At 60.1% G+C, this 26987-nt stretch carries 28 protein-coding genes; 16 read left to right on the top strand and 12 right to left on the bottom strand.

The features are described from left to right. Positions 1 to 448: 448 nt before the first annotated feature. Positions 449 to 2596: a TonB-dependent receptor domain-containing protein gene (locus tag HBJ59_RS09125; protein WP_167663332.1), complete on the bottom strand. Its 2148-nt coding sequence runs from the start codon at positions 2594 to 2596 to the stop codon at positions 449 to 451. A 216-nt stretch (positions 2597 to 2812) separates the two neighbouring features. On the opposite strand from HBJ59_RS09125, the gene HBJ59_RS09130 reads away from it, so the two are divergent. The 3 genes from HBJ59_RS09130 to HBJ59_RS31830 are packed head-to-tail and all read left to right on the top strand — an operon-like array spanning position 2813 to position 4196. Next, the gene (locus tag HBJ59_RS09130; protein ID WP_167410161.1) at positions 2813 to 2971 is read left to right on the top strand and encodes a hypothetical protein; all 159 of its coding nucleotides are present in this window, start codon (positions 2813 to 2815) and stop codon (positions 2969 to 2971) included. 4 nt (positions 2972 to 2975) lie between these two features. Beyond that, positions 2976 to 3614 (top strand): helix-turn-helix domain-containing protein, encoded by a 639-nt coding sequence (locus tag HBJ59_RS09135; protein WP_167663333.1) that lies wholly within the window; start codon positions 2976 to 2978, stop codon positions 3612 to 3614. 60 nt (positions 3615 to 3674) lie between these two features. Continuing rightward, entirely contained in the window at positions 3675 to 4196 is a 522-nt protein-coding gene (locus HBJ59_RS31830; RefSeq protein WP_178124253.1) for a hypothetical protein, read from the top strand. A gap of 239 nt (positions 4197 to 4435) precedes the next feature. Here HBJ59_RS31830 and HBJ59_RS09145 read toward each other — a convergent pair whose 3' ends face one another. Together HBJ59_RS09145 and HBJ59_RS09150 are read right to left on the bottom strand one after the other, a co-directional pair. Then, positions 4436 to 5767 (bottom strand): LLM class flavin-dependent oxidoreductase, encoded by a 1332-nt coding sequence (locus HBJ59_RS09145; RefSeq protein ID WP_167663335.1) that lies wholly within the window; start codon positions 5765 to 5767, stop codon positions 4436 to 4438. A gap of 74 nt (positions 5768 to 5841) precedes the next feature. Further along, positions 5842 to 6366: a MarR family winged helix-turn-helix transcriptional regulator gene (locus tag HBJ59_RS09150; RefSeq protein ID WP_167663336.1), complete on the bottom strand. Its 525-nt coding sequence runs from the start codon at positions 6364 to 6366 to the stop codon at positions 5842 to 5844. Positions 6367 to 6486: 120 nt separating this feature from the next. On the opposite strand from HBJ59_RS09150, the gene HBJ59_RS09155 reads away from it, so the two are divergent. Next, entirely contained in the window at positions 6487 to 7287 is an 801-nt protein-coding gene (locus HBJ59_RS09155) for an SDR family oxidoreductase (RefSeq protein ID WP_167663337.1), read from the top strand. Between the two features lie 14 nt (positions 7288 to 7301). On the opposite strand, the gene HBJ59_RS09160 is transcribed toward HBJ59_RS09155, so the two are convergent. Further along, on the bottom strand, positions 7302 to 7556 hold the full coding sequence (locus tag HBJ59_RS09160) for a hypothetical protein (protein ID WP_167663338.1): 255 nt from the start codon (positions 7554 to 7556) through the stop codon (positions 7302 to 7304). A gap of 86 nt (positions 7557 to 7642) precedes the next feature. Continuing rightward, positions 7643 to 7948 (bottom strand): putative quinol monooxygenase, encoded by a 306-nt coding sequence (locus HBJ59_RS09165; RefSeq protein WP_167663339.1) that lies wholly within the window; start codon positions 7946 to 7948, stop codon positions 7643 to 7645. Between the two features lie 149 nt (positions 7949 to 8097). Between HBJ59_RS09165 and HBJ59_RS09170 the strand changes: the two genes are divergently transcribed. Next, positions 8098 to 9813, top strand: a complete 1716-nt coding sequence (locus HBJ59_RS09170; RefSeq protein WP_167663340.1) for an amidase — start codon at positions 8098 to 8100, stop codon at positions 9811 to 9813. On the opposite strand, the gene HBJ59_RS09175 is transcribed toward HBJ59_RS09170, so the two are convergent. The 3 genes from HBJ59_RS09175 to HBJ59_RS09185 all read right to left on the bottom strand — a co-directional run bounded on the left by HBJ59_RS09175 (position 9804) and on the right by HBJ59_RS09185 (position 13635). Beyond that, positions 9804 to 10079 (bottom strand): hypothetical protein, encoded by a 276-nt coding sequence (locus HBJ59_RS09175; RefSeq protein ID WP_167663341.1) that lies wholly within the window; start codon positions 10077 to 10079, stop codon positions 9804 to 9806. The genes HBJ59_RS09170 and HBJ59_RS09175 overlap by 10 nt on opposite strands. A gap of 139 nt (positions 10080 to 10218) precedes the next feature. Next, positions 10219 to 12369: a phosphocholine-specific phospholipase C gene (locus HBJ59_RS09180; protein WP_167663342.1), complete on the bottom strand. Its 2151-nt coding sequence runs from the start codon at positions 12367 to 12369 to the stop codon at positions 10219 to 10221. Between the two features lie 54 nt (positions 12370 to 12423). Further along, positions 12424 to 13635, bottom strand: a complete 1212-nt coding sequence (locus HBJ59_RS09185) for a DNA-binding transcriptional regulator (RefSeq protein WP_076016807.1) — start codon at positions 13633 to 13635, stop codon at positions 12424 to 12426. A 152-nt stretch (positions 13636 to 13787) separates the two neighbouring features. Here HBJ59_RS09185 and xylA point away from each other — a divergent pair, with 152 nt between their 5' ends. From xylA to HBJ59_RS09205, 4 genes are all read left to right on the top strand, one after another. After that, positions 13788 to 15104, top strand: a complete 1317-nt coding sequence (gene xylA, locus HBJ59_RS09190) for a xylose isomerase (protein ID WP_167663343.1) — start codon at positions 13788 to 13790, stop codon at positions 15102 to 15104. Between the two features lie 57 nt (positions 15105 to 15161). Further along, positions 15162 to 16163 carry a D-xylose ABC transporter substrate-binding protein gene (xylF, locus tag HBJ59_RS09195; protein ID WP_076016805.1) on the top strand — a complete coding sequence of 334 codons (1002 nt, stop codon included), beginning with the start codon at positions 15162 to 15164 and terminating at the stop codon, positions 16161 to 16163. Between the two features lie 68 nt (positions 16164 to 16231). After that, positions 16232 to 17791 (top strand): D-xylose ABC transporter ATP-binding protein, encoded by a 1560-nt coding sequence (gene xylG, locus HBJ59_RS09200; RefSeq protein ID WP_167663344.1) that lies wholly within the window; start codon positions 16232 to 16234, stop codon positions 17789 to 17791. After that, a complete protein-coding gene (locus HBJ59_RS09205; protein WP_076016803.1) occupies positions 17792 to 18928 on the top strand; it encodes a sugar ABC transporter permease in 1137 nt (378 codons plus the stop codon). A 13-nt stretch (positions 18929 to 18941) separates the two neighbouring features. Here the strand turns inward: HBJ59_RS09205 and HBJ59_RS09210 are convergent, their stop codons facing one another. Beyond that, entirely contained in the window at positions 18942 to 19691 is a 750-nt protein-coding gene (locus HBJ59_RS09210; RefSeq protein ID WP_076017135.1) for a hypothetical protein, read from the bottom strand. A gap of 191 nt (positions 19692 to 19882) precedes the next feature. On the opposite strand from HBJ59_RS09210, the gene HBJ59_RS09215 reads away from it, so the two are divergent. Continuing rightward, a complete protein-coding gene (locus HBJ59_RS09215) occupies positions 19883 to 20443 on the top strand; it encodes a fasciclin domain-containing protein (RefSeq protein ID WP_167663345.1) in 561 nt (186 codons plus the stop codon). A gap of 56 nt (positions 20444 to 20499) precedes the next feature. Here HBJ59_RS09215 and HBJ59_RS09220 read toward each other — a convergent pair whose 3' ends face one another. Continuing rightward, positions 20500 to 20697: a hypothetical protein gene (locus HBJ59_RS09220; RefSeq protein ID WP_167663346.1), complete on the bottom strand. Its 198-nt coding sequence runs from the start codon at positions 20695 to 20697 to the stop codon at positions 20500 to 20502. A gap of 204 nt (positions 20698 to 20901) precedes the next feature. Here HBJ59_RS09220 and HBJ59_RS09225 point away from each other — a divergent pair, with 204 nt between their 5' ends. The 5 genes from HBJ59_RS09225 (at position 20902) to HBJ59_RS09245 (ending at position 24538) form a co-directional block, all read left to right on the top strand. Beyond that, complete coding sequence (locus HBJ59_RS09225; RefSeq protein ID WP_167663347.1) at positions 20902 to 21270, top strand: hypothetical protein; 369 nt, start codon at positions 20902 to 20904, stop codon at positions 21268 to 21270. A gap of 54 nt (positions 21271 to 21324) precedes the next feature. Then, a complete protein-coding gene (locus HBJ59_RS09230) occupies positions 21325 to 21627 on the top strand; it encodes a helix-turn-helix transcriptional regulator (RefSeq protein ID WP_167663348.1) in 303 nt (100 codons plus the stop codon). 61 nt (positions 21628 to 21688) lie between these two features. Then, positions 21689 to 22681 carry a zinc-dependent alcohol dehydrogenase family protein gene (locus tag HBJ59_RS09235; RefSeq protein ID WP_167663349.1) on the top strand — a complete coding sequence of 331 codons (993 nt, stop codon included), beginning with the start codon at positions 21689 to 21691 and terminating at the stop codon, positions 22679 to 22681. A gap of 40 nt (positions 22682 to 22721) precedes the next feature. Then, the gene (locus tag HBJ59_RS09240) at positions 22722 to 22976 is read left to right on the top strand and encodes a hypothetical protein (protein WP_017477095.1); all 255 of its coding nucleotides are present in this window, start codon (positions 22722 to 22724) and stop codon (positions 22974 to 22976) included. A gap of 233 nt (positions 22977 to 23209) precedes the next feature. Next, the gene (locus HBJ59_RS09245) at positions 23210 to 24538 is read left to right on the top strand and encodes an OprD family porin (RefSeq protein ID WP_167663350.1); all 1329 of its coding nucleotides are present in this window, start codon (positions 23210 to 23212) and stop codon (positions 24536 to 24538) included. A gap of 128 nt (positions 24539 to 24666) precedes the next feature. Here the strand turns inward: HBJ59_RS09245 and HBJ59_RS09250 are convergent, their stop codons facing one another. Together HBJ59_RS09250 and HBJ59_RS09255 are read right to left on the bottom strand one after the other, a co-directional pair. Continuing rightward, a complete protein-coding gene (locus HBJ59_RS09250) occupies positions 24667 to 25125 on the bottom strand; it encodes an Hsp20 family protein (RefSeq protein ID WP_003219642.1) in 459 nt (152 codons plus the stop codon). A gap of 198 nt (positions 25126 to 25323) precedes the next feature. After that, positions 25324 to 25752: an N-acetyltransferase gene (locus HBJ59_RS09255; protein ID WP_167663351.1), complete on the bottom strand. Its 429-nt coding sequence runs from the start codon at positions 25750 to 25752 to the stop codon at positions 25324 to 25326. Between the two features lie 280 nt (positions 25753 to 26032). Between HBJ59_RS09255 and HBJ59_RS09260 the strand changes: the two genes are divergently transcribed. Then, complete coding sequence (locus HBJ59_RS09260) at positions 26033 to 26944, top strand: bifunctional GNAT family N-acetyltransferase/nucleoside diphosphate kinase regulator (RefSeq protein ID WP_167663452.1); 912 nt, start codon at positions 26033 to 26035, stop codon at positions 26942 to 26944. The last annotated feature ends 43 nt before the right edge of the window (positions 26945 to 26987 follow it).

A 26987-nucleotide genomic window follows, 5' to 3' on the forward strand; every position in this document is an offset into this window, starting at 1 on the left:
ACTCCATTTACAACAGATTAATTAAGCTTAAAGGGATAAAACGGACGCAATTGATCCCGACAGATTAAATAACACCACTATCAAGTCGATTGCTGGCAGTTATCCGGTGAACACTGTGCAGTGCTGGATAACTGTTTTTTGCGCGTACGGCGACATTCCATGTGCGTACCCGCTTAAGTGCCCGCACCCGTGGCGCAAGGAACTAACTGCTTATGAAAAATCATCTTTCAGTTGAGCAGGCTTTATCTTATACACGTAATTGTTACAAAAAAACCAGAGATAAAATCAAAAAAAACGCACGTTAAATCGATCCGTTAAGTGGATTGTGTTTTATGTAGGAGCGAGCTTGCTCGCGAAGGACCTCAACGATAACGCTGGCATCCTGAATGAACGCGGTGTCTTTGCGTTTTTCGCGAGCAAGCTCGCTCCTACAGTGGCGTTGCTCGGCTTAACGCCAGCTCCAGGACACCCCGGTGTAAACGCCCATGCCATCCCCCGGCGTCGACCGCGCAACGTCCAGCCCTTTGTCGTCATAACCCGGCGTGATCGTATTGGCGTAGCGCTGGTTGGTCAGGTTGCGCAGGTCGACCCAGGCTTGCCAGTCGTGCTTCGGCGCGTCATACCCGACCGTCGCACCGAGCAGCGTGTAGGCCGCCGCGTAGTAGGAATTGGCGTAGTCCACCGCCATCCGCGACGAATGCTCGCCGTTGAGGCTGGTGTAGAAACCGCTGGGATGGCTGTAGCGCAACTGCGCCTGATAGTAGTGCTTGGGGATGCCGGGCAAGGTGTTGTCGCCGAAGCGGTCGTCGTTGCGGTAGTGGAAGTCGCTGTAGGTGTAGGCCTGGCGCAGGGCTAACTGGCCGGTGCGGCCGCCATCCCACAGCGGGCTGATCAGGCTCAGTTCCACGCCTTGGTGCACCGTGGGGCTGGCGTTGGACTCGGCGATGATTGCAGAGGTGGTGGAGGTCGCGGCTTGGGTTTCGACGCTGAGCAGTTCGTGGCGCACCTCGGAACGGTACAGCGCCAGGTCCCACTGGCCGAACCATTCTTCACCGCGCCCGCCGACTTCCAGGGTGGTTGCGGTCTGGTTTTTCAGCTTCACGCCTTCACGTTGCAGCCCGGCAGCCGGGCCACTGTCCTTAGGGAAATACTTGTTGGAACCCCAGATCATCGACCACGCATGAGGCGGCTCAACCGAGCGGCTCAGGTTGCCATACACCTGCAGTTGCGGGCTGAAGTCATAACGCAAGCCAACCCGTGGCGCGTAATCCCAATCGTGCTGGCTGACCGGCGTGTGGGTTTGCGGATAGCTGACTTCGGTTTCACGGCGGGTGTAGATCGCCGCCAGCCCGGTGGTCAGCCAAAGGTCCGGTACCAGCTCCAGGTCGTTGCCGATATGCAGCACGGTGTCGGAACCCAGGTAGCTGTAGTCGCGGGTCTTGGTGCCGGGTGCATAAATGGCGGTATTGCCGGTCGGGATCCGTACGAATTCCGAGCCGCCGTTATTTGGCATCGCCTGAGTCGTGCGCAAACCGATAGTGGTCTTGCTGTCGCGCCCGAACAACGTGTCCTGGCGGATGTAGTTCACGGTGCCACTGACGTCGGTGTAGGCGACCTTGAGACGGTTGGTGCCTTCGCGCAGGTCCATCGGGTAGTCGTGATACGCCAGCCCGACCTCGACCCGGGCGTTGTCGTCCAGGTGCAGGGTGGTTTTGTTGGCAATCCAGGTCGAGCCCGGTTGCAGGCGCTTGGAATCCCGCGTCATGTTGAGGCTGGCGGCGGCGCGTGGGTCGTGGCTGATCTGGTCGCGGGTCAGCTTGCCGGGGGAATCGTTGTCGGTTTCGCGGTAGCGGAAGTAGAAGCGGGTTTCCAGGTCGGGGTTGAAGCGGTAGCCAAAGTTGGCAGCCATGCCTTTGCCGCTGCCGGAGCTGTGGTCCTGGAAGCCGTCGTAGTGCGAATCGGTGAGGCTGATGTAGTAGTCGGCATCCCCCAGCACCTGCCCCGAACTGATTTCCCGTTGGGCGTAGCCATGGCTGCCAGCTTCGTAGCGCACTTGCAGCTTGGGGGCGTCGTAGCCGGTGTGGGTGACGTAGTTGACCGCACCACCGAGGGCCAATGCGCCCTGGTCAAAACCATTGGCGCCGCGCAGCACTTCAACGCGGCTGAGCCACAACGGGTCCTTGAGTTCGTAGGGCGTGCCGCCCGGGCCGGTCAGCGGCAGGCCGTCGAAGGTTTCGTACAGGCCGGACGCATGGGCGCCGGGGCCACGGTTGATGCCCGAGCCACGGATGGAAAGCTTCACCCCTTCGTTGTTCGCGGCCTTGGCGTACACGCCGGCCTGGTACTTGAACACGTCCTCGTTGGTGCTCACTCGCCCTTGCTCGACGCTGCCCATGTCGATGTAGTTGGTGGCGCCGGGCACGCTCTTGAGCTGGACCTGGGCCAGTTCATCAGCGCTGAGTTCGGCGCTGCTGACCTCGACGGGTGACAGTTGCAGCGTGTCTTGGGCCTGGGTGACCGGGCTGAAGCTAAGAGCGGCGCCAAAACCCAGCAAGGGCCAGGCTTTTCGGGCGGTGAACGGAAACGCGGGGGGCATGGGGGTAAATCCTTGGAATTCGTTTTTGCGACGGACTCGGCCCGGCACAAGGTCTGTGGTGGGAAGCCTGTGAAGCCCGGCGGGTCACCACTGATGGACGTACAGGCGCCAATCGGCGTTAAGTCCAAAATCGAATTACCAAATGCAAACTCAGTATTTATGGAAATAAGCAGCAAGGATTAATGTAGGGCCATTGAGTCCCCAGAGATTTACGTCATGCAAACATCCGCCACCGTCATCGATTTCACCCTCCACCGCAAACGCCGCCAGGCACGCGCAGCGGCTGAACTGATGTGGGCGATGTACGCGGCGCGGGCCGGGGTCGCGGTGTTTACCGCACACGTCACCACCTCCAGCGATACCCGCCGGGCGTGAGGCGATGAATTTCCTGCACGCGCTTCCCGAAGTGCCCGACCTCCCCTCCAAAGCCAAGGATTGCAACAGCGGCGACGATGACGCCATCGGCCAGTGCGTCGCGCAGAACCTGCAACGCCTGCGCAGTAAACGCTACCTGTCGCTGGACGCCCTGGCGCGCAACTGCGGCGTGAGCCGGGCGATGCTGGCGCAGATTGAATCCGGTCGCAGCGTGCCGTCGATCAAGGTGCTGTGCAAGATTGCCAAGGGCTTGAAAGTCTCGGTGGCGGCCTTCCTGGAAAACCGTGCGTTCGAAGGGGTCGAACTGCTGCCGGCACAACAGAGCAAACGCTTGGTGAGTGCCGACGGCAGCTTCATCAGCCGTGCGCTGTTTCCCTACGATATGGCGCGCCAGTCAGAGTTCTACGAGATCCGCTTGAAGGCACTTGGCGAAGAAGTTTCTGAAGGTCACGGGCCGGGAATCCAGGAAAACCTGGTGGTGGCCCAGGGCGTGCTGGAAGTCAGCGTCAACGAGGAACGCTACCTGCTGTCCACCGGTGACTCGATCCTGTTCTACGCCGACCAGCCCCACCGCTATCGAAACCCGGCGGACAGTGAGGCGGTGGCGTTCCTGGTGATCACTTACCCGGAGCGCCTGGACTGAAACGCAAAAAACCCCGGCACTCGCCGGGGCTTTCTGGTTTCACGCCAAACGAATCAGCAGGTGCAGCACATCATCGGCATGCCGTTGCAGCTCATCATCATCGGCATGGCGCAGTCGCTCATCATCTTCATCATCAGCATGCAGCAGTTGTTCATCATGTCCATGCTCATGCCTGGCATCGGCATCATCTTGCAGGTCATGCAGTCGGCTTCCATCTTGCATTCCATGACGCACTTCATCATCGGCATAGGCATGCCCATCGGCATCATCATCGGCATGTTCATGGTCGACATGCTGTTCATCATCGCCATGCCGTCTTGCGACATGCACATCATCGACATGTTGGCGCACTGCATCATCATCGGCATGCCGCAGTTCATCATCATCGCCATCATTTCGGCGTTGTTCTTGAACATCGCCATGTCCATGCCAGCGGCCGGCTTCATGGTGCACATCATGGCCTCGTCGGTCATCGTGCAGGTCATGGTGGCCATCATCATCGGCATGCCCATCATCGGCATCATAGGCATCGCGTTGTTCATTGGCATCTGCATGGCGTTCATCATGTTCGAAACTCCGTAATCGACAGGAAATGAGTAAGTTCTGGGGCCGATTCTAGAGATGCGGCGCAACGGCGCAAGGCGCTGGCCCAGCAGCAGAAATGGACGTTGCATGGGGGTTTATCGGAGCGAGACAGCCGACAATTCCGTGATGACAGACTTTATGCTGCGATCACGCCGAACGGCTCCGTTATCAGTGCCGAACCGGCGTGATGGATATGCGATTGGGGAATGGCCTCCAATCATAAGGAAATAAACGATCTAACCAGCGTGAAAATACCGGTTTGCCGGACGCGGCAGTCCGAGGTTTTCCCGCAGGGTAGAGCCTTCGTACTCCCGCCGGAAGATCCCGCGCCCCTGTAACTCAGGCACCACCTTGGCGACAAAATCATCGAGCCCGCCGGGCAGCCAGGGGAACATGATGTTGAAGCCATCGCTGCCCTCTTCTTCCAGCCACTGCTGCATCTCGTCGGCAATGCTGTGGGCCGTGCCGACAAACGACAAGCCGGCATACCCGCCAAGGCGTTGGGCCAATTGGCGCACCGTCAACTGCTCGCGGTCAGCCAGCGCCAGTACTCGTTCGCGGGAGCTTTGGCTGGCGTTGGTTTGGGGAATCGCCGGGAGGTATTGGTCGGGGTCAAACTTGGTCGCGTCGGTACCCAGCGCTATCGACAGCGAGGCAATCGCGCTTTCGTAATGCACCAGGCTGTCGAGGTGTGCACGAATCCGCCGCGCGTCTTCCAGCGTATCGCCGACCACCACAAAGGCCCCGGGCAAAATCTTCAGGTGGTCGGGATGCCGACCGACCGCCAGCATCCGGCGTTTGATATCGGCATAGAATTTACGCCCCTCCTCCAACGTGCCCGGCGCGACAAAAATCACCTCGGCGGTTTCCGCCGCCAGTTGACGCCCGGGCTCCGAGGCACCGGCCTGCACGATCACCGGCCAGCCCTGCACCGGCCGCGCAATATGCAGCGGGCCACGCACGTTGAGGTAGCGGCCTTGATGATTGAGGGTGTGCAGTTTGTCCGGGTCGAAGTACACGCCACTGTCGGCATCGCGGATGAACGCGTCATCGGCCCAACTGTCCCAGAGCCCGGTGACCACATCGTAGAACTCCCGCGCACGGGCGTAGCGCTCGTCGTGATCGTAGGCCTGTTCCAGGCCAAAATTCTGCGCGGCATCCGGGTTGGCGGTGGTGACAATGTTCCAGCCGGCGCGACCATTGCTCAAGTGATCCAGGGATGCGAAGCGACGGGCGATGTGGAACGGTTCGTCGTAGGTGGTCGAGGCGGTGGCCACCAGGCCAATGTGCTCGGTGGCCTGGCTGAGGGCCGACAACAAGGTGAACGGTTCGAATGACGTGGCGGTGTGGCTGCGCTTCAACGCGTCGATGGGCATGTTAAGCAAGGCCAGGTGGTCGGCCATGAAGAAGGCATCAAAACGCGCCTTCTCCAGGGTTTGGGCAAACTGCTTGAGGTGCGTGAAGTTGAAGTTGGCGTCACGGTAAGCGCCGGGATAGCGCCAGGCGCCGGTGTGGATGCTGACCGGGCGCATGAACGCGCCCAGTTTCAGTTGGCGTGGAGTGGTCATGGAAAGCCCCTGATCGAGAGGGGCTCAGCATCGGATGCGCGAACGGCGTCTGTCTAATAACGAAAGGATCTGGCTTATGCCTGCGCGGAGCGGCTGTTGTAGTCCGCCAAAAACGCTTCGGAGGCCACATGGTCTGCCATGCCGCGCAACTGCGCCGCCGAATCATGCCCCAGCACCTCCTCCACCCGGTTGTTGGCAGACGCCCAGAACACCAGCGCCTCATTGAACAGCGCTTCGCCCTTGGGCGTGAGCACACAGCGTTTGGTGCGCTTGTCCAACGCGTCCGGACGTAGCTCGACAATCCCGTCGCGTACCAGCGGCTTCATGGCATGGGTCAGCGCCGACATCAGGATCGCCAGGCGTCCGGCCAGTTCTTGCAACGTCGGCCCCCCATGTTCATCGACCGCCGCCAGCCGGGTGATTTCACCCAGCAAGCCGACCTGTGTGGCCTTCAGGCCAATCGGTGCCAGTGCTTCGTCATACAGCTGCCCCAGCCGCCTGGCGGCGCGGCGCAGTGCGTTGTTGGTGCACGCCACGTCCCCCAGCAGATTCAAAAGGTCGGCGCGAGCATCAGGCTTGTCAGTCTTCTCAGTCGGCATTTTCAGCTCCTCTATGCCCCTAGAATGATTGAGTACTAAACCATTGACAAGGACAAACGCCAAGCCTATAACTTGAGCCCTCAACAATATTGGTTGAGTACTCATCTATCGGAGCCGTTCATGTCGACCCCCGCTTCCACAAAAATTGCCCTCATCACTGGCGCGTCTTCCGGTATTGGTGCTGTGTATGCCGACCGATTAGCCGCTCGCGGCTACGATTTGATCCTGGTCGCCCGTCGCGAAGACCGCCTCAAAGCCCTGGCGGCGAAGATCACGCAAGACCACGGGCGGCAGGTCCAGACCCTCGGTGCCGACCTGGTTAACCCCGCCGACCTCGCCCGTGTCGAAAGCCTGCTCGCCAGCAACCCGGCAATCCACGTGCTGGTGAATAACGCCGGCCTCGCCCGCCTGCACCCGCTGGCTCAATCCTCGGTCGAGGACTCCATGACCCAGATCGCCTTGAACATCACCGCCCTCACCCGCCTGACCCACGCGGCGTTGCCGGGCATGCTCGTGCGCAATGAAGGTGTGATCATCAACGTGGCGTCGGTGTTGGCCGTGCACTCGCTGCCGGTCAGCTCCGTGTACAGCGGCACCAAGAGCTATGTCCTGGCGTTCAGCCGTGGGTTGCAATCGGAACTGGCGGAAACCGGGGTGAAGGTGCAGATCGTGTTGCCGGGGTCTACCGCTACCGAGATCTGGGACGAGTCGGGCATTCCGCTTTCCGCCCTGCAACAAGAGTCGATCATGACCACCGAACATCTGGTGGACGCGGCGTTGGCCGGGCTTGACCAGGGTGAGACGATCACCTGGCCGTCGGTGGCCGATGGTTCGTTGTGGGATACCTATGACGCGGCGCGGGGTGCGTTGTTTGCGGCAACGCAGACGGGTAAGCCGGCACCTCGGTACGAGATTGTCTGAGGCGCCCGTTGGTTTTATTGAATACCGATGGAAAACCGCCGCACAGTCTGCTCCTCACGGGGCGGGCTGATGTCGCCTTCGTAGGTGCACTCGCGGCCGGTGCAGCTGTTTTCCACGGTCACCGGCGCAACGCTTTTGACCGGGAAGCGCGGCTTGGGCTCAGCCTGGGGCGTTAGAGGTACGGCGCTGAGGATCGGTGCCTCGTAGGTCAGGTCCAGGTTGGACGCGTGGGCCGGGGTGGCCAGAACGGCGAGCAGTGCGCTCGCCATGACAGTCCTTGTAAACAACATCGAAATCTTTCCGGGCAGCAAAAAATGAAGGGCCGATGATAAACCCTGGAGCCGCCGGATTGAAGTCAGGGCGTCTGGACGGCGGGTTCCAGCACCAATACGTTGGCGGGGCCCGCACGGAATGTCGGGTTGTGCTTGGCGGCTTCCAGCATATGAGGGGCCGCGTGGTGATCCTTGAGCGCCGCCTTTGAAGCCCACGTCTCGATCAACACAAAACTGTCGCTGTTGCCATCAACCGGATGCAGGTCGTACTGGATGCAACCCGCTTCGGCCCGCACCAGCGGCGCCAGTCCGGCAAAGGCGGCCAACTGGTCCGCACCCCGCCCAGGCTGGGTATTGATGATGACGACAAGCCGCACTTCATCGGACATAAACCGCACCGTTATCGATAAGGAAATTGAAGGGCCACAGTAAGGGATGCCATTCTCTGGCGCTATGAAAAATCTATCAGTAAGCTACTTTGACTGAATGGCTTGAGTCAGCACTCAACCCCTCCCCTTTTCTGCCCGGCGATAACCACGTGATCGAAGTAACCGAAGTTTCCATTGCCCAGCTGCGCGCTGCGCTAGAGTCCGGCCAGACCACGGCGGTTGAACTGGTAGAGGCCTACCTCGCCAGAATCGACGCCTTCGATGCCCCAAACACCGCCACCGCCCTCAACGCCGTGGTGGTGCGCAATCCTCAAGCGCTGGAGGAAGCCCGCGCGTCCGATGCACGCCGGGCCAGCGGTAAAATCCTCGGCCCGCTCGACGGCATTCCCTATACAGCCAAGGACAGCTACCTGGTCAAGGGCCTCACGGCCGCCTCCGGCAGCCCGGCTTTTGCCAACCTGACCGCGTATCGCGATGCGTTCACCATTGAGCGGCTACGGGCCACCGGCGCCATTTGCCTGGGCAAGACCAATATGCCGCCCATGGCCAATGGCGGCATGCAGCGCGGTGTATATGGCCGGGCCGAAAGCCCGTACAACGCCGACTACCTGACCGCACCGTTCGCCTCGGGCTCCTCCAACGGCGCCGGTACGGCCACTGCGGCCAGCTTTGCGGCATTTGGCCTGGCGGAAGAAACCTGGTCCAGCGGGCGTGGCCCGGCCTCCAACAATGGCCTGTGTGCGTATACGCCGTCCCGTGGCGTGATCTCGGTACGCGGCAACTGGCCGCTGACCCCGACCATGGACGTGGTCGTGCCCTACGCCCGGACCATGGCCGACCTGCTTGAAGTGCTCGACGTGGTGGTGGCGGAAGACCCCGACACGCGCGGCGACCTGTGGCGGATGCAACCCTGGGTTCCGATCCCAAGCGTCGCCTCGGTTCGCCCCGACGCCTATGGCGCCCTGGCCGCGACCGGCGATGCGCTCGCCGGTAAACGCTTCGGCGTGCCACGCATGTACATCAATGCCGACCCCGAAGCCGGCACCAGCGACGACCCGGGAATCGGTGGCCCCACCGGCCAGCGCATCAACACCCGCGCCTCGGTCATTGACTTGTGGGAAGCCGCGCGCAAGGCACTCGAAGCAGCCGGTGCAGAAGTGATCGAGGTGGATCTCCCGCTGGTTTCCAATTGCGAAGGCGATCGCCCGGGCGCACCGACAGTGTTTACCCGAGGCCTGGTGTCGAAGGAATTTCTGCACGATGAATTGTGGGAACTGTCGGCCTGGGCGTTCGATGATTTTCTGCGTGCCAACAATGACCCTGCATTGAACCGCCTGGCCGATGTCGACGGCCCGAACATCTTCCCCCACGACCCCGGCACCCTGCCCAACCGCGAAGACGACCTGGCCGCCGGCATGGACGAATACGTGCGCATGGCCGAACGGGGCATTACGCCGTGGGACAAGATCAGCACCGTGCCCGACGGCCTGCGTGGCCTGGAACAGACACGGCGCATCGACCTTGAAGACTGGATGGATAAGTTGGGGTTGGACGCGGTGATTTTTCCGACCGTCGCCGACGTAGGCCCGGCGGATGCGGATGTGAATCCCGCGTCGGCGGATATCGCGTGGAGCAACGGTGTGTGGGTGGCCAACGGCAACCTCGCCATCCGCCACCTGGGCGTACCGACAGTGACGGTGCCGATGGGCGTTATGGCGGACATTGGCATGCCGGTGGGGCTGACCTTTGCCGGTCGGGCTTATGATGATTCGGCGTTGCTGCAATTGGCGTCGGCGTATGAGTCGACAGGGAGCAAGCGCCGGGTGCCGCCGCGTACGCCGATGTTGGTGGCTCGTCAGGCCTGATCGGTTTCGCTGCTGATGTTGCGCATCAACCTATCGGCTTCCGACCCGGGTTCAAAGCGAAAGCCGCTCATCTCATCGAGGAGCAGGCAATCGCTGATCGCCTCCCACAGTTGCTCTTGGGTTGGCTGGTTGCGCAGCAGAATGTACGAGAGCAAAAGTCGCTCAATGGGAACGCCTCGATTGGAGGCGGTTTCAATGATTGCCAGCAGGATAAAGCGCAGTCGAACTTCCCGCTCCGTGGGCCATACCGTTTTTCGCTTACCCAATGCCGGGCCTCAGTTTCAGGAAAAACGTGAGGCTATGGCCGAGGGCGGTGTTGTTTCAAGCACTGCATGGGGAGAAAGCCCTGCTCCTACGGAAAACAGGGAAAGGGCTTACGAAATCACCCCAGCGATCAACAGCCTTTTACACCCGCTTACCCATCAACGGATCACTGATACTGTGCGCTCCCGTCTCGATGCGCCCCGCCACTCGCCGCACCCAACCATGCTCGTCACGCAGTTTGAAGTCATACCACCCCCCATTCGGCTGGCATGAGAACGTGCGTTGCACTGTACTGCCGCCCGCAATCTCCAGCAGCCAGGGCCCCTGCTTGGTGTAAGGGCAGCGCTCGATGGTCACCGAGGCAGCACGCTTGCCGGGGTTGACCAGGGTCAGCAGCAAGGTGTCGCCGTGATACGCCAGGGATAACTCGGGTTCGCGACGCTGTAGGTGCCCTTTGAACGAGCGGTGGAAGCCATTCGGCCCCAACAGCCAAAGCTTGTAGGCACCCGCGACTTGCCAGGTGTCGCTGAGGTGTTTGCCGGCCTCTACCGTGTAGCGGCGTGGTACCTCGTCCAGGTGCAGGCGGTCGTAGACGTGGAACACCACGCCTTGTTCGCCATTGTTGAAGAAGTCGAGGCTCACAGAGCTGGCGCGACGGTCAACCGAGCCCTCGACGTTCAACTGGTACGGCAGCGCTCGGGAGGGCCGGGCCATTCGCGCCTGGAACGGCGCCTGTTGCTGGCCCACCGTTGGCAGGGCGACCTGGGGCAGTTGCTCCTGGCGTTGGCGCAGGGAGTCGGCGGCCTGGCGGCTGATGGTGTGCAGCGGCGGCAGGGTCTCGGTGTTGGGGTTGACGAAGTTGAAGGCTGAGGTGAGGTCGCCGCACACGGCGCGGCGCCAGGCGCTGATATTGGGCTCGCGTACGTGGAAACGCTTCTCCAGGAATTGCAGCACGGAGGTGTGATCAAACGCCTGGGAGTTGACCCAGCCACCACGGCTCCACGGTGACAGCACCAGCATCGGCACTCGCGGGCCGGGTCCGTACACGCCGCCGTCGGGTGCGGGTTGCTGAGTCGTGCCGGGGGGTGCCGGGTGGGTGAAAATTTCGCTGTCGAACTTCACTGTGGACTTGCCTGCAAAGCTGCCGTCCAGGCGTTTGGATGGAGCCGATGGCGACGGCACATGGTCGAAGAATCCATCGTTTTCATCGTAGTTGACCAGCAACACGGTCTTGCTCCAAACGTCCGGATTAGCGGTCAACGCCTTGAGGATTTCCTGGGTGAACCAGCCACCCTGCACCGGGCTGGAAGGCCCGGGATGTTCGGAGTAATTGGCCGGGGCCACCAGCCAGCTGACCTGAGGCAGGCGCCCGTCGTTCACGTCCTTGCGAAAGCCCTGGATGATCGCCTCGAGGTCGCTGCCGCTGACGGCCGGGAGCGTGTTGCCGTTGCCTTTGTAAAGCGGCACGCGGGCATTAAGTTGGTCGCTGTAAGGCACAAAGTCTTTGAAGTCCTTCGGTGGCACCGCGGGGTTGCCGGCCGCGACACTGGCCGCGCGAAACTGACGAAATCCGGCCAAGGGGTTGTCGCCAAAGTTATCCGGCAAGTACTGATAAATCTTCCAGCTCACGCCCGCCTCTTCCAGGCGCTCAGGATAGGTTTTCCAGGTGTAGCCCACGCTCACGGCACCGGGGCCGTCCCATTCGTTGACCACCGCCGCCACGTTCGCGCCAGTCGGGCCGTTGGTGCCGGTCCAGTGGAACAGGCGATTGGGATTCGTGCCGGCGTGCACCGAACAATGGTAGGCATCGCACAAGGTAAAGGTGTTGGCCAGGGCGAACTGGAACGGCACTTCCGGCTCGCGGTAGTAGCCCATCGAGGTGGGCGTCTTGTACGTCGGCCAGGCATTCATCCGGCCACTGCCCCACGCGGCATGCTCATCGCTCCAGGAATGGGGCGTGCCGTCGACCCGCTGCGCGTTGCCACGGGAACTGTCCAGGTGATAGGGCAAAATCCGCCGCCCGACACCCTGCTGCTCCCACACCCGGTGCCCGCCCGGCAGCGGAATGGTGAAGCGGTCACTGAACCCGCGCACGCCGGGCAAGGTGCCGAAGTAATGATCGAATGAGCGGTTTTCCTGCATCAGGATCACCACATGTTCGACGTCCATGATGGTGCCGGTACGGTTGTTGGCGGGGATCGCCAGGGCCTGGCGAATGGAGTCGGGCAACAGGGTGTAGGCGGATCCGATGGCAGCTGCCTGCAGCAGCTTTCTGCGTGTAAGAGTCGGCATAAGACGATTCAATCCCTTGAGGTTCTGGAGCAAGGCTCAGGACAAAATAGGCACTCAAGGCGACAAAGAAATGACATCGTTCGAATCGCGTTCAACCTGCCCCACCTGATACTCCCTCGGCGTACACCCGAACTCACGCTTGAACACCGTGTGCAGGTACTGCGCCGATTTGAACCCGCAGTCGTAGGCAATATCAGCAATGCCGGCCCCGGTATTTTCCAGGCTCGCAACCGCCGCCGCGAGCTTGAAGCGCAGGATTTCGTCGTGGACGCTGCGATTCAGTTCGCTGCGAAAATGCGCTTCCAGGGACGAACGCGACACCCCGACGTAGTTGGCGACCTGGGCGGTCTTGATGCCCTGGCAGGCGTACTGGCGAATGAAGTGCAGCGCCTGCATCACGTAGGGATGGCCGAGGGGTTGGTGCAGGCTTGAGGTCTGCACGTTGACCGCTTCCGGCGGCACCAGGATCTGGCTGCCCGCCGACGGCATGCCATGCAACATCTGGTGCAGCAAGCGTGCGGCGGTGCGGCCCATTTTTTCGGTGCCCTGGATCACCGAACTCAGCGGCACGCGAGTCAGGGTGCGGGTCAGCGGGTCGTTGTCGATGCCGATCAGTGCCACTTGCTCCGGCACCGGGATGCCGGCGGTGAGGCACGCTTGCAGCAACTGCCGGGCACGGGCGTCGCTGACCGCGATGATGCCGATGGGCTTGGGCAGGCTGTGCAACCAGGCGATCTGCTGCTCCACCGCCGAATCCCACAGCGGTGCGCTGGTGCCCAGCCCGCGATACACCTCCACGGGCAGGCCATCGCGCTCCAGCAGGCGGCGAAAGGCTTTTTCGCGCTCCTGGGCCCAGCGGTTGATATCAGCTTGCGGCAGGCTGAAACAGGCGAAGCGCGTCAGCCCGGCTTCGATCAGGTGTTCATAGGCCAGCTTGATCAGGGCGAAATTGTCGGTGGCCACGTACGGAATATGCCGTGGGTAAGCCCGCTCATCTTCATAAGACCCGCCCACCGCCACCACCGGCACATGCACACCCGCCAGCGCGGGGCCCATCGCCGGGTCGTCGAAGTCGGCGATGATCCCGTCGCCATGCCAGCGCTCGATGCCCTTGAGCCGGCAGACGAAATCCTCTTCCAGAAACAGATCCCACGACACCCGCGTACTGCTCAGGTAGTTGCCGATCCCGGTGATGATGCCGCGATCGTAGATCTTGTTGCCGTTGAACAGCAGGGCAATCCGGTGCACTGGCGGGACGGTTTTCACAGGGCGGCTCCAGGGGAGGTGTCAATCAACTATGCGCCCAAAGCTACTCAAAATCGAACCCCGCTCTGGTGATTTTCATAATCGGTTGGCCGGGGGCCGTTGCTAGTATCGAGGCAAGGTTAACGTGCACTCATAACAACAAGGATCTGGCGATGCCCTACTTTCCCGCTGTCGATAAAATCCTTTACGAAGGCCCGCAAAGCGACTCTCCCCTGGCCTTCCGGCACTACGATGCGAACAAACTGATCCTCGGCAAACCGATGCGCGAGCACCTGCGGATGGCCGCGTGTTATTGGCATAACTTCGTCTGGCCCGGCAGTGACATGTTCGGTTCCGGCACCTTCCAGCGGCCCTGGCAGCAACCGGGGGAAGCCATGCAGGTGGCGCGCGGCAAAGCCGATGCCGCGTTTGAGTTTTTCTCCAAGCTGGGCATCGACTACTACAGTTTCCACGACACCGATGTCGCCCCCGAAGGCACCAGCCTGGCGGAGTACCGCAACCACTTTGCGCAGATGGTCGATGAACTCGAACGCCATCAGGAAGAGACCGGCATCCAGCTGCTGTGGGGCACGGCCAACTGCTTCAGCAACCCGCGCTTTGCCGCCGGCGCCGCGAGCAATCCCAACCCCGAGGTGTTTGCCTATGCGGCGGCTCAGGTGTTCAGCGCGATGAATGCCACCCACCGCCTCAAGGGTTCCAGCTATGTGTTGTGGGGCGGCCGCGAAGGCTACGAGACCCTGCTCAATACCGACCTCAAGCGCGAGCGCGAACAACTCGGGCGCTTTATGCGCATGGTGGTCGAGCATAAATACAAGATCGGCTTCACCGGCGAGCTGTTTATCGAGCCCAAGCCACAGGAGCCGACCAAGCACCAGTACGACTACGACAGCGCCACCGTGTTTGGCTTCCTGCATCAGTTCGGCCTGGAGAAAGAGATCAAGGTCAACATCGAGGCCAACCACGCCACCCTCGCCGGCCACAGCTTTCATCATGAAATCGCCACCGCCGCGTCCCTGGGGATTTTCGGCAGCATCGACGCCAACCGCGGCGACCCACAGAACGGTTGGGACACCGACCAGTTCCCCAACAGCGTCGAGGAACTGACCCTGGTCACCTACGAGGTACTCAAGGCCGGTGGTTTCAAAGGCGGCGGCTACAACTTCGATTCTAAAGTGCGTCGCCAAAGCCTCGATGAAGTGGACCTGTTCCATGGCCACGTGGCCGCGATGGACGTGCTGGCGTTGTCCCTGGAACGCGCAGCCGCCATGGTCCAGAACGATGCCCTCGAGCAGTTCAAGGCCCAGCGTTATGCTGGCTGGGACCAATCGTTCGGACGTTCCGTACTCGGCGGTGACTTCAGCCTGGAATCGCTGGCCGAGCATGCCTTTAGCCATGAACTCAACCCAAAAGCCGTCAGTGGCCGCCAGGAAATGCTCGAAGGCGTGGTCAATCGCTTTATCTATCCATGACCGCTACGCTCCAGGTCCAGAAGTGCGTCTAAACAACAATAAAAGGGACTCACCATCATGAAACACCTGAAAACCGTCTTATTCACCAGCGTTCTGGCACTGCTTTCCAACTCGGTCATGGCCGACGCGGCCCATCCGAAAATCGGCTTTTCCATCGACGACCTGCGCCTTGAGCGCTGGGCGCGCGACCGTGATTACTTCACCGCCGCCGCCGAGCAACTGGGCGCCAAGGTCTATGTGCAATCGGCGGACGCCAACGAACAGCGGCAGATCTCGCAGATTGAAAACCTGATCTCCCGGGGCGTCGATGTGATTGTGATCGTGCCGTTCAATGCCACGGTGCTGAACAACGTGGTGGCCGAGGCCAAGAAAGCCGGGGTGAAAGTGCTGTCCTATGACCGGCTGATTCTGAACGCCGATATCGACGCCTACATCTCCTTCGATAACGAAAAGGTCGGCGAGATGCAGGCCCAGGGCGTGTTGAACGCGCAGCCTAAAGGCAACTACTTCCTGCTGGGCGGTGCGCCTACCGACAACAACGCGAAGATCCTGCGCCAGGGCCAGATGAAGGTGCTGCAGCCTTCGATCGACAAGGGCGACATCAAGATTGTCGGCCAGCAATGGGTCAAGGAATGGAACCCCACCGAAGCCCTGAGCATTGTCGAAAACGCCCTGACCGCCAACAGCAATAAAATCGACGGCATCGTCGCCTCCAACGACGCCACCGCCGGCGGCGCGATCCAGGCCCTGGCGGCACAAAAACTCGCGGGCAAGGTGCCGGTCTCGGGGCAAGACGCCGACCTCGCCGCGATCAAACGGGTGATCGCCGGCACCCAGACCATGACCGTCTACAAGCCCCTGAAGCTGCTGGCGACAGAGGCGGCCAAGCTCTCGGTGCAACTGGTGCGTGACGAGAAACCGGCCTACAACTCGCAGTACGACAACGGCAGCAAACAGGTGTCGAGCATCCTGCTCAAGCCGACCGCATTGACCAAAGACAACGTCAACGTGCTGGAAGAAGACGGGTTCTACACCAAAGCGCAAATCGCCGGGCAGTAAGCGTACCGCTCACTGCAGGGGCGGCTTGAGGCCGCTCCTGCCTTTTCGCTGTGGAATGAGTGCCCGCCATGTCCGACTACCTGCTGGAAATGAACAACATCGTCAAAACCTTCGGTGGCGTCAAAGCCCTGAATGGCATCGACATCAAGGTAAAACCCGGGGAATGCGTGGGGTTGTGCGGCGAGAACGGCGCCGGCAAATCGACCCTGATGAAAGTGCTGTCGGCGGTGTATCCCCATGGCACCTGGGACGGCGAAATCATCTGGGACGGCCAGCCGCTGCGCGCCCATTCCATCGCCGAAACCGAGGCCTGCGGCATCGTGATCATCCACCAGGAACTGACCCTGGTGCCCGACCTCTCGGTGGCCGAAAACATCTTCATGGGCCACGAGCTGACACTGCCCGGCGGGCGCATGAACTACCCCGCCATGATGCACCGCGCCGAAGCCCTGATGCGCGAGCTGAAAGTGCCGGACATGAACGTCGCGCTGCCCGTTTCGCAATACGGCGGCGGTTACCAGCAACTGGTGGAAATCGCCAAGGCCTTGAACAAGCAGGCGCGCCTGTTGATCCTCGATGAACCCTCGTCGGCGCTGACCCGCTCGGAAATCGAGGTGCTGCTGGACATCATCCGCGGGCTCAAGGCCAAGGGTGTCGCCTGCGTGTACATCTCCCACAAGCTCGATGAAGTCTCGGCCATCTGCGACACCATCGCGGTGATCCGCGACGGCAAGCACATCGCGACCACAGCCATGGCCGACATGGACGTGTCGCGCATCATCACGCAGATGGTCGGCCGTGAGATGAGCAACCTCTACCCCACCGAACCCCACGCCGTCGGCGAGGTGCTGTTCGAGGCGCGCCACATCACCTGCTACGACGTCGATAACCCGGGCCGCAAGCGCGTGGACGATGTCTCGTTCAGCCTGCGCCGTGGCGAAATCCTCGGTATCGCCGGGCTGGTGGGCGCGGGCCGCACGGAGCTGGTGTCGGCGCTGTTCGGCAGCTACCCCGGGCGCTACGAAGGCGAGGTGTGGCTGGACGGCAAACCGATTGATACGCGCACGCCGCTGAAGTCGATTCGCGCGGGGCTGTGCATGGTCCCGGAAGACCGCAAGCGCCAGGGCATCGTGCCGGACCTGGGCGTCGGGCAAAACATCACCCTGGCGGTGCTGGACAGTTTCTCGCACCTGACGCGCATCGATGCCGAGGCGGAACTGGGCAGCGTCGAGCAGGAAATCAAACGCATGCACCTGAAGACGGCGAACCCGTTCCTGCCGATCACCAGCCTCTCCGGCGGCAACCAGCAGAAAGCCGTATTGGCCAAGATGCTGCTGACCAAACCCCGGGTGTTGATTCTCGACGAACCCACCCGCGGCGTGGATGTGGGCGCCAAATACGAGATCTACAAATTGATGGGCGCGCTGGCGGCCGAAGGCGTGTCGATCATCATGGTGTCCTCGGAGCTGGCCGAAGTACTGGGAGTGTCTGACCGGGTACTGGTGATCGGCGAAGGCCAACTGCGCGGCGACTTCATCAACCAGGGCCTGCCCCAGGAACAGGTGCTCGCCGCCGCCCTCAGCCAACCAAACGGGCAGGACAATAATAATGATCGGAAGTCCGCGTAAATGAACCAGGTCAAACAGCTTTTCACCCGCTACAAAATGCTCGCCCTGTTGATCGCCGTGGTGCTGATCTGGGTGTTTTTCAGCTGGCAGACCGAAGGCGGTTTCCTGACCCCGCGCAACCTGTCGAACCTGCTGCGGCAGATGTCCATCACCGGCATTCTGGCGTGCGGCATGGTGCTGGTGATCATCAGTGGCGAGATCGACCTGTCGGTGGGCTCGATGCTCGGCTTGCTCGGCGGTGTCGCGGCGATTCTGGATGTGGTCTATCACGTGCCGCTGCCGCTCAACCTGGCCATCGTCGCCCTCTGCGGCTTGTTGATTGGCCTGGGCAACGGCTACATGACTGCGTACCTGCGCATTCCTTCGTTCATCGTCGGGCTGGGCGGCATGCTGGCGTTTCGCGGGGTGCTGCTGGGCATTACCGGCGGCACCACGATTGCGCCGGTGTCGCCGGAACTCGTGTACATCGGCCAGGGCTATTTGCCGACGGTGGTCGGGGTGATTCTCGGCGTATTGCTGTTCGGGCTGACAGTGTTCCTGACCTGGCGCCAACGCCACAACCGCGCCCTGCACGGGCTGGCACTGCCGTCGATGCTGCGGGACAGCGTGCGTGTGGTGCTGATCGGTTTCGTGCTGGCCGGCTTCGTCTACACCCTCAACAGCTACGACGGGATTCCCGTGCCAGTGCTGCTTCTGTTGGTGCTGCTGGGGGTGTTCAGTTACGTCACCAGCCAGACCGTGTTCGGCCGCCGCATCTACTCGGTGGGCAGCAACATGGAAGCCACGCGCCTGTCCGGGATCAACGTGCAGGCGGTCAAGCTGTGGATCTTCGGGATCATGGGCGTGATGTGCGCCCTCGCCGGGCTGGTCAACACCGCGCGCCTGGCGGCCGGTTCACCTTCGGCGGGCAACATGGGCGAACTGGATGCCATCGCGGCATGTTTCATTGGCGGCACATCGATGCGTGGCGGTTCGGGCACGGTGTACGGCGCCCTGCTCGGCGCGCTGGTGATCAGCAGCCTGGACAACGGCATGTCGATGCTCGATGTCGACAGCTACTGGCAGATGATCGTCAAGGGCAGCATTCTGGTGCTGGCGGTGTGGGTGGATGTGAGTACGCGGACCGGGCGGCGCTGAGGGCGCCAGCCGGTTACTGCACCGGCAGGAAGTTCATCAGCAGCAAGCTTTGCGCATAGTTGAGACCGATGCGCCGGTAGCGCTCGTCTTGCATCTGGGTCAACAGGTCGAGGCGCGCGACGATCTTGCCGAATTCGACAGCAAAACTGAGGTTGCTGCCCGCCTCCGAGATCTCGTTGGAGAACAGCAACAGCGAGCCATTGGCGTCCTGGCGCTGGCTGAGCAGCCAGGTTGCCTTCTCGATATTGCGCGCGGCATTGCTGACGAACTGGGGGTTGATCGAGTCCGTTATATAAAACTCGGTGCGCCCGCCATGTGCTGTCACCAGCATGCTGCCGATCGCGTAGATGAAGGCGCCCACACGGTCGCCGCGGAATTCCGGGCTCAGGGAATAGCTTAGCGCCGCCAGGTCACGGCGGTCGCCAAGGGCGGGCAGCGGCTGGCGAAGTTCGATGGCCTGGCGGATTTGCCGGGCGGCGGTCACAGCGTCTGGGTAACCCGATTGACGCCACTGGTTGGGGTTGCGCAGGTAGAGTTTGCTCATCAGCAAATACAGGCTTTGCAGGTTGTCGCGCATGCTCAGGGTGGCCATGCGATCGACGCTGGTCTGGAAGAACTCGTCGGGCTTGCCGTTGCTGAACTGCGTGGCAATATCGCGCCCCATCTGCTGGCTGCAACCGTTGGCGCAAAGCATCAAAACCGCAGCGAGCCACAGCGGCTGGCGCATCCATCGAGTGATAAAAACAGGTAACGTGCGATCCATCGGCATCAGGTCTGGGTCTTCTGTCCACGCCGGGAATTAGTGTGGTCGGGACAGAGATAGAGCAGGAGATCGGGAAAAAGTGCGACGGGACGCCCAAACGAATAATTTTTCGAGGCATGCATCCACTTTGCTCCTTGGTACGTAGATTCCATACCCTCATCTGGAGGGCACACGAACCCAGGAGATACATCATGCATGCTTTCTACAAAAAAATTGCTGCCGTCGCCTGCTTCACGATCCTCTCCATCACAACCACCCTCAGCATTGCCGCCGACACCGTGATGGTGGGCGGTGCGGCGATGTATCCGACGAAAACCATCGTCGAAAACGCCGTCAACTCAAAGGACCACACCACTCTGGTGGCGGCGGTCAAGGCAGCCGGACTGGTTGATACCCTTAACAGCAAAGGCCCGTTCACCGTATTCGCACCGACCAACGAAGCCTTCGCCAAACTCCCGGCAGGCACCGTAGATACGCTGGTGAAACCTGAGCACAAAGCCGACCTGACGAAAATCCTGACCTACCACGTGGTGCCTGGCACCCATACCTCTGCGCAACTGATGGCCGAGGCCAAGAAGAACGGCGGCATGGTGATGTTGAAAACCGTGCAGGGGGAATCGCTGACGATCAAGCTGCACGACGGCAAGCTGTGGGTGGTGGATGCCAAGGGTGGCAAGGCCAGCATCAGCATTGCGGATGTGATGCAGTCCAACGGCGTGATTCATGTGGTTGATTCGGTGCTGATGCCGTAATCGCCGCTCGACACCGAAAAGCCCGGCGCAGTGTGCGTCGGGCTTGTTCGGATGCGTCAGTTGTCTGGGTGTTCACTTGCGACAGAATCGGCGGCGTCTACATCCGACATATCCTCTTCCAGAGGGGCGTCGTCGTCCGGTGGTAGAGGTACTTCAGGTTGATCGCGCCGAGGATCATGCCCGGCTTCATTGTCTGTACCACGGGTTACGCCCTGCTGGGATACGTTTCCAGGGGCCTTCTCGTCAATTTCCATGCTGGCTCTCCGTTCTGGCGCGCGGGATGTCCGTGCTTGAACATGAGAAACGGTGCGGGCTCGCGAGTGCCGGGCAATGGACGAACGGTGGGGGTAATTTCTGCTTCAGAGAAAGACGGGGGCTCGCTTGGACAGGACTTGAAATGCTGACGGGTTGCCGGTATTTGTGTGCGCCTCAAGCAAGCAAGGAAGGGCTGACTCGCGATGCACACGCAAACGTCAATAGCTGCAATGGCGCTGATTTTTATCTGCGCTCCCGTAGCCGCCGATACCTATTCGGATCTCAACACCCCTGACAAATCGGGCTTCATGTGGGGGCAGGTTTATCAGCGCACTAAAACAGCTTGCGGCACCCTGCCCCAGGATCTTGAAGACGACTATGCCAAAGCGATTCGACTCCTTTCAGAGTCCTCTGCGGAGTTTGGCCCAACCTATCAGGATGGCCTGAAGCCTAGCGTGAAGAAAGGTCCTCCTGAGTCCGCCGAGGAAATGGAAGACATGTGTATCAAAGGTCAGTCAGGTCTCAGGAACCAGGTAAAGCTCGCCAGGTATTGGTTTACGGCGAAATGGTAGCAATGACACAGACCTGCACATTGACATATCGGTAATTCTCGATATGATCGCGCCATGGACTTACTCGAAATATTCAAAGCACTCTCAAACCAGACACGCCTCGAAATCCTGAAAGGTTTGAAAGATCCCGAAAAGAACTTCCCGCCTCAAGATGAAGGTGACGTTCACACGGTGGGTGTGTGTGTCAGCAGCATCCAAGAAGGTATCGGACTCTCGCAGTCGACGGTGTCCGGTTACCTTGCAACCCTGCAGCGAGTGGGCCTGGTGGAAGTCCGGCGTATCGGCCAGTGGACCTACTACAAGCGCAATGAAGCAACCATCAGCATGCTTGCCGAAGTCATGGGGAAAGAGCTGTAAATTTTCGCCCCATGATATCGAGATTTCGCGATATCCCTTTTTATCGAAATGAGGAAATACAGTGAAAGCGTTGATACTCAATTCATTTGGCGGCCCGGAATCGTTTGAACTGTGCGACGTGCCCAAGCCAGTGCCACACGCAGGACAAGTCCTGGTGCGCGTACACGCAACCTCCATCAACCCGCTGGATTATCAGGTCCGGCGTGGCGACTATTCCGACTGGGTGCCGTTACCAGCCATTACCGGGCATGACGTATCGGGTGTTGTTGAAGAAGTCGGGCCGGGGGTTACGACCTTCGCGCCCGGCGATGAAGTCTGGTACACCCCGCAAATTTTCGAAGGCCCGGGCAGTTATGCCGAGTACCACGTGGCGCACGAAAGCATTATCGGGAAGAAGCCCTCTTCGCTGAGTCATCTTGAAGCAGCAAGCCTGAGCCTGGTCGGCGGGACAGCCTGGGAAGCGCTGGTGGTGCGGGGGGTGCTCAAAGTGGGAGAAAGCATCCTGGTGCACGGCGGCGCAGGAGGCGTCGGCCATGTGGCGATCCAGCTGGCAAAAGCCATGGGCGCCAAGGTGTTCACAACCGTGCGCGAAGTGAACGTCGAGTTCGCACGAAGCATGGGCGCCGATGTGATCATCGACTACGAAAAGGAGGATTATATCGACGTCATCCAGCGAGAAACGGCTGGTCGTGGAGTCGATGTCGTGTTCGATACCATCGGCGGCAACACGTTATCGCGCAGCCCGGACGCGCTTGCGCAGCTGGGGCGCGTGGTCTCGATTGTGGACATTGCACACCCGCAAAACCTGGTTCAGGCCTGGGGCAAGAACGCGAGTTATCACTTCGTTTTCACACGACAGAACCGCGGCAAACTGGATGAAATGAGCGCACTGATAGCCAACGGTAAACTGCGCCCACATCTTGGCGCGGTCTATTCGCTTGCCGACATCCCACTCGCCCATTCCCGGCTGGAGAGCCCTAACAACGGCATCCAAGGAAAAATCGCGATTGCCGTGTCTTCCGAGTTACAGGAGGATTGGCGCAACGGTGTCTGAGCTGATGGCACTGAACCACTTCTTTGGAGAGCACGGGTAAATGGCAGAACTGATGGAAATGCTCGACGGCCCAAGGACCGCACAGCAGGAGCTGTTCTACGACCTCGAAGATGCGATGGCCGTTATCGCCTGGTCGGTCAATGAGCTGGCCAGTATCGCCGGGGTCGCCAAATCACCCGACGAAGCTGTCGCCCTCATGAAGATGGGCGCCCTGCTCGCGGCTCAGCAGGAAAAGCTCAGCGGGTACGCGGATGAGGTGAAGGCGGGAAGGATTGTGCGGGGGGAGGATCAATAGCGGTCAATGCGCTACGCAACCAACAACCTTTCACATCCCTTTCACAGTCGAGCGCTTATGGTTACCCCAGCTCCTAAGTGAACACCTTTAAGCCCGCACTCCCCATCGCGGGCTTTTCTTTGCCTGGAATTCAGTAAAAGGGATATCAAAACATTCATCCAGTTTCATTTGTTGATGGCCTGGGCTGTCGCCTTAATGCTCCAACACGAACTCGTGCACAGGAGCAAAAAATAATGAAAAAACGTCAACCGTTACTTCAGCTCAATACCTTGGCAGTGGCGCTGGCATTTGCCTTGCCGGCCATGAGCTACGCCAGCGATCAGTCCGACTCCAAGGGCTTCGTCGCGGACAGCAGTTTGAATATCCTCAACCGCAACGTGTTCTGGAACCAGAACGGAAGCAGCGCCCACACCCGTGACTGGAGCCAGGCGCTGATGGCAACCTACAGCTCGGGCTTCACCCAAGGCACCATCGGCATCGGCATCGATGCGTTTGCCGACCTGGCATTGCGCATCGACGGGGACACCGACCGTGCCGGCGGCCCGACCATACCCTCCGACGCCAATGGCAATCCGGATCGAGGCTATGCGAAGGCCGGCGGAGACATCAAGTTCCGTGTTTCCAACACCACGCTCAAGGTCGGCGACCTGCAGCCTACATCGCCGGTGTTCGCCACCGCCGACAACTACCTGATGCCCCAGACCGCATCAGGCTTCCAGATCGACAGCCATGAAATCACCGGCCTGAACCTGGAGGCTGGTCACTACACCTCCGGCACCGGTAACACCACCACCTCGCGCAGCGGCGACATTCTCGCCAGCTATGCAGGTGTGGCTGCGTCGTCGGCAAGCTTCGCAGGGGGCAAGTACCAGTTCAGCAAGGAATTCACGGCGTCGCTGTACGGAGCGCATCTGGAAGATGTCTGGAACCAGTACTACGTCAACTTGAACCTTGTTCATCCACTGGCCGACGACCAATCCGTCGCGCTGGACTTCAACCTCTATCGCACACTGGACGACGGCAGCGCCAAGGCCGGCACCATCGACACCACCGCCGCCTCGCTGGCGGCTGCCTACACCCTGGGCGCGCAGACCTTCACCCTCGCCGGACAGAAAGTTCATGGTGACGAGCCGTTCGACTATGTCGGCTTTGGGGAGACCAATGCCGGTGTCGGTGCTGGCCGCTACGGCAACTCGATCAACCTCGCCGACTCCGTGCAGTACTCCGACTTCAACGGCCCGGGCGAGCGGTCCTGGCAGATGCGCTATGACCTGGACATGGGCACCTTCGGCGCCCCCGGCCTGAGCTTCATGGCCCGTCATATTCGCGGTGCCGGCATCGACGGTACGCATACTCCCGGCAATTCGGCCTACACCGGGTTCTATGGTGCCAACGACCAGGAACACGAAACCGACGCCGAAGTGAAATACGTGGTGCAGAGTGGACCGGCCAAGAAGCTGTCCTTCCGCCTGCGGGAAGCTTGGCACGATGGCGATGCGTCCACCGGGGGGCATTTGGTGCAGACGCGGCTGATTACGGAGTATCCGTTGAATATCTTCTAAACAGACGGGAGTGCCCGGTTGATGGATCGACCGGGTACTCTGCGTGGCCAGGTATTGTTCGGCAGGCATTTTGATTCCACACACACAAAAAAGGCGCTACCAAGAGCGCCTTTTTTGTTACCGCTGACTTATTGCAAACTAACCTGACGCAGTTCGGGCTCTTTCCCGCTGCCAATCGTGATGCGCTTGGGCTTGGCCTCTTCAGGAACCACGCGCAGCAAGTCGATGCTTAACAGCCCGTTGTTCATCGAAGCACCGCGCACCTCGATATGATCTGCCAGCCGGAACGACAACCGAAACGCTCGTTGCGCGATGCCCTGGTGCAGATAAGTGACTGCTTTCTCGGTTTCGCGCTTGTCGCCAACGACTGTCAAAACGCCCTTCTCGACCTGAATATCCAGGTCCGCTTCAGTAAGCCCAGCGACTGCAATGACAATGCGATATTCGTCATCACCGTGCTTTTCCACATTGTGAGGCGGATAAGTGTTCGGAGCCTCGCTGCGAAGCGCCGACTCAAACAGGTCATTGAAGCGATCGAAGCCCACGGATTGGCGGAACAAAGGGGCCAACGAAAGGGTAGTAGCCATCTCAAAATCTCCTGATTAAATCCAAGTGATTAAGTGCGCGACCCGCATTCGGCGTCGCGTGATGAAAATTTATGTTCGCCGGGGAAAACTTCAAGAGGGCAGATAAAAATTTTTACATTTGAGCCAGCCAGGAACGGCCGGCTCGATTGGATAAACAGGCCGCCCGCCTATGTGAAGCGCCCTTCGTGACGACTTTGTTCAACTGCAGCCCCAGCGCATCGTGAACTCTTGCTGGCCTGTAACTGGATCGAGCGACTCAGCAACCGTTGAAAAGCCACCAGCCTGATAAAAAGCTATCGCTCGGTCGTTGGCACTGTAGACATTCAGTTCAAGGGACGAGCGCAAGCGCTTGGCTTCGTCCAGTAACTGTCGACCTAAACCACGTCCTTGGGCTTCAGGACTGACAAACAAAGCAGCTAGACGATTCTCATGCAACGACAAAAAACCAAGTACCCGACTTTCCTCTTCAAGTATTAGGGTTTCGGCTTGTGGCAGGTAATGATCGCGCATGGCACCTAATTGCTCGCGCCAGAACGCTTCAGGGACAAAATCGTGCGCCTTAATCGAAGCGACCAGCCAAAGATTGAGGACGTGGTCAATGTCGCTGGGATGATAGCGGCGGATCATACTGAGTTCCTGTAGATGCAGTCGTGAATTATCCGTAAAGACACGTTTTATTGTGCGTCAATTCGCGACCACATTTAAAGACTCTTTGGCTGACGAAAACGAGTCGGCTTCATCGAGGCTTGAGTGCTTGACTGGTTCGGGTTCAGCAAGCGGTGGTCTCTTGGAACTCTCTGGCGTGTTCGCCATTACTCGCGGTATGTCTTAAAATATCCGGTTGCCGAAGAACCGCCATGACTTATCCATGAAGGGCTTCAATCCTTTACAAATAAGTGTGGTTAAGATGAACAAGCCTTTCATTTCGCTGTGCCCTGAAATTACTCGGGCGCACGCGCTGACGTTGATGGATTGGTTAGAGGATGAACGCATCACCTGCTATCTGAGCGATTCGCGTCATGTCTCCCGCTCCATTGAGCAAGTCATTGATCGGACTCAACTGCCGATCCTGACTCACCTATTCAACCGGGGCGGCAGATTCTTTATGGCCTATGACCGGCATGACGCCCCGGTAGGCTTTGTCCGTCTAATCAAGACCGGCTCAAATTGCGAGATAGTCCTGGTCATCGGAGACAGCGACAAATGGGGTCGAAACCTTGGCGCCCGCACGATCCGCGAAGGCATGAAACTGGCCTTCCTCGACATGCGGGCCAAGAAGCTCATCGCCAAGATCCACCCCGACAACTCGCGCTCGCTGAAAGCCTTTCTGCGCAGCGGCTTTATGCTTGAGAGCGAAACGCCGACATTGAAGTCATTTTCCATGACGGCGGCGCGCTACCTCCAGTTCTTGCGCGAAGGCGCCGGTGACGACTCCACCAGGATCTACATCACTGAAATCGACAAGGCCAGGCTCGAGGATCTAATCGCGTTCGAGCAAGGCCCGGCGGTTGTTGAACTCGAACATGAGCTTGAGCGAGCCATTGTCGTCAAGCCGCAGCAGGTGGCGTGCAATGTCATCACGATGAACTCCAGGGCGTTGCTGCAACTGGACGACGAAGAGTTCGAAGTGGCCTTGGTCTACCCTGAAGACGCGGACAGCAACGCAGGAAAGCATTCCGTGTATTCCGACATAGGCGCCGCCATTCTTGGCTATCAGGAGGGAGACGCCATCGACTGGCGAATTGCTGATCGGACCCGACGGATTGAGATCAAGAAAGTGCTTTACCAGCCGGAGGCTGCGGGCGACTTCCACCTGTAATTACGCCTTTTATCAGCAACGAATCACGCCAGTCAGCGCGCCC

It is taken from the genome of Pseudomonas sp. AN3A02 (assembly GCF_011765255.1).
GTDB lineage: Bacteria > Pseudomonadota > Gammaproteobacteria > Pseudomonadales > Pseudomonadaceae > Aquipseudomonas.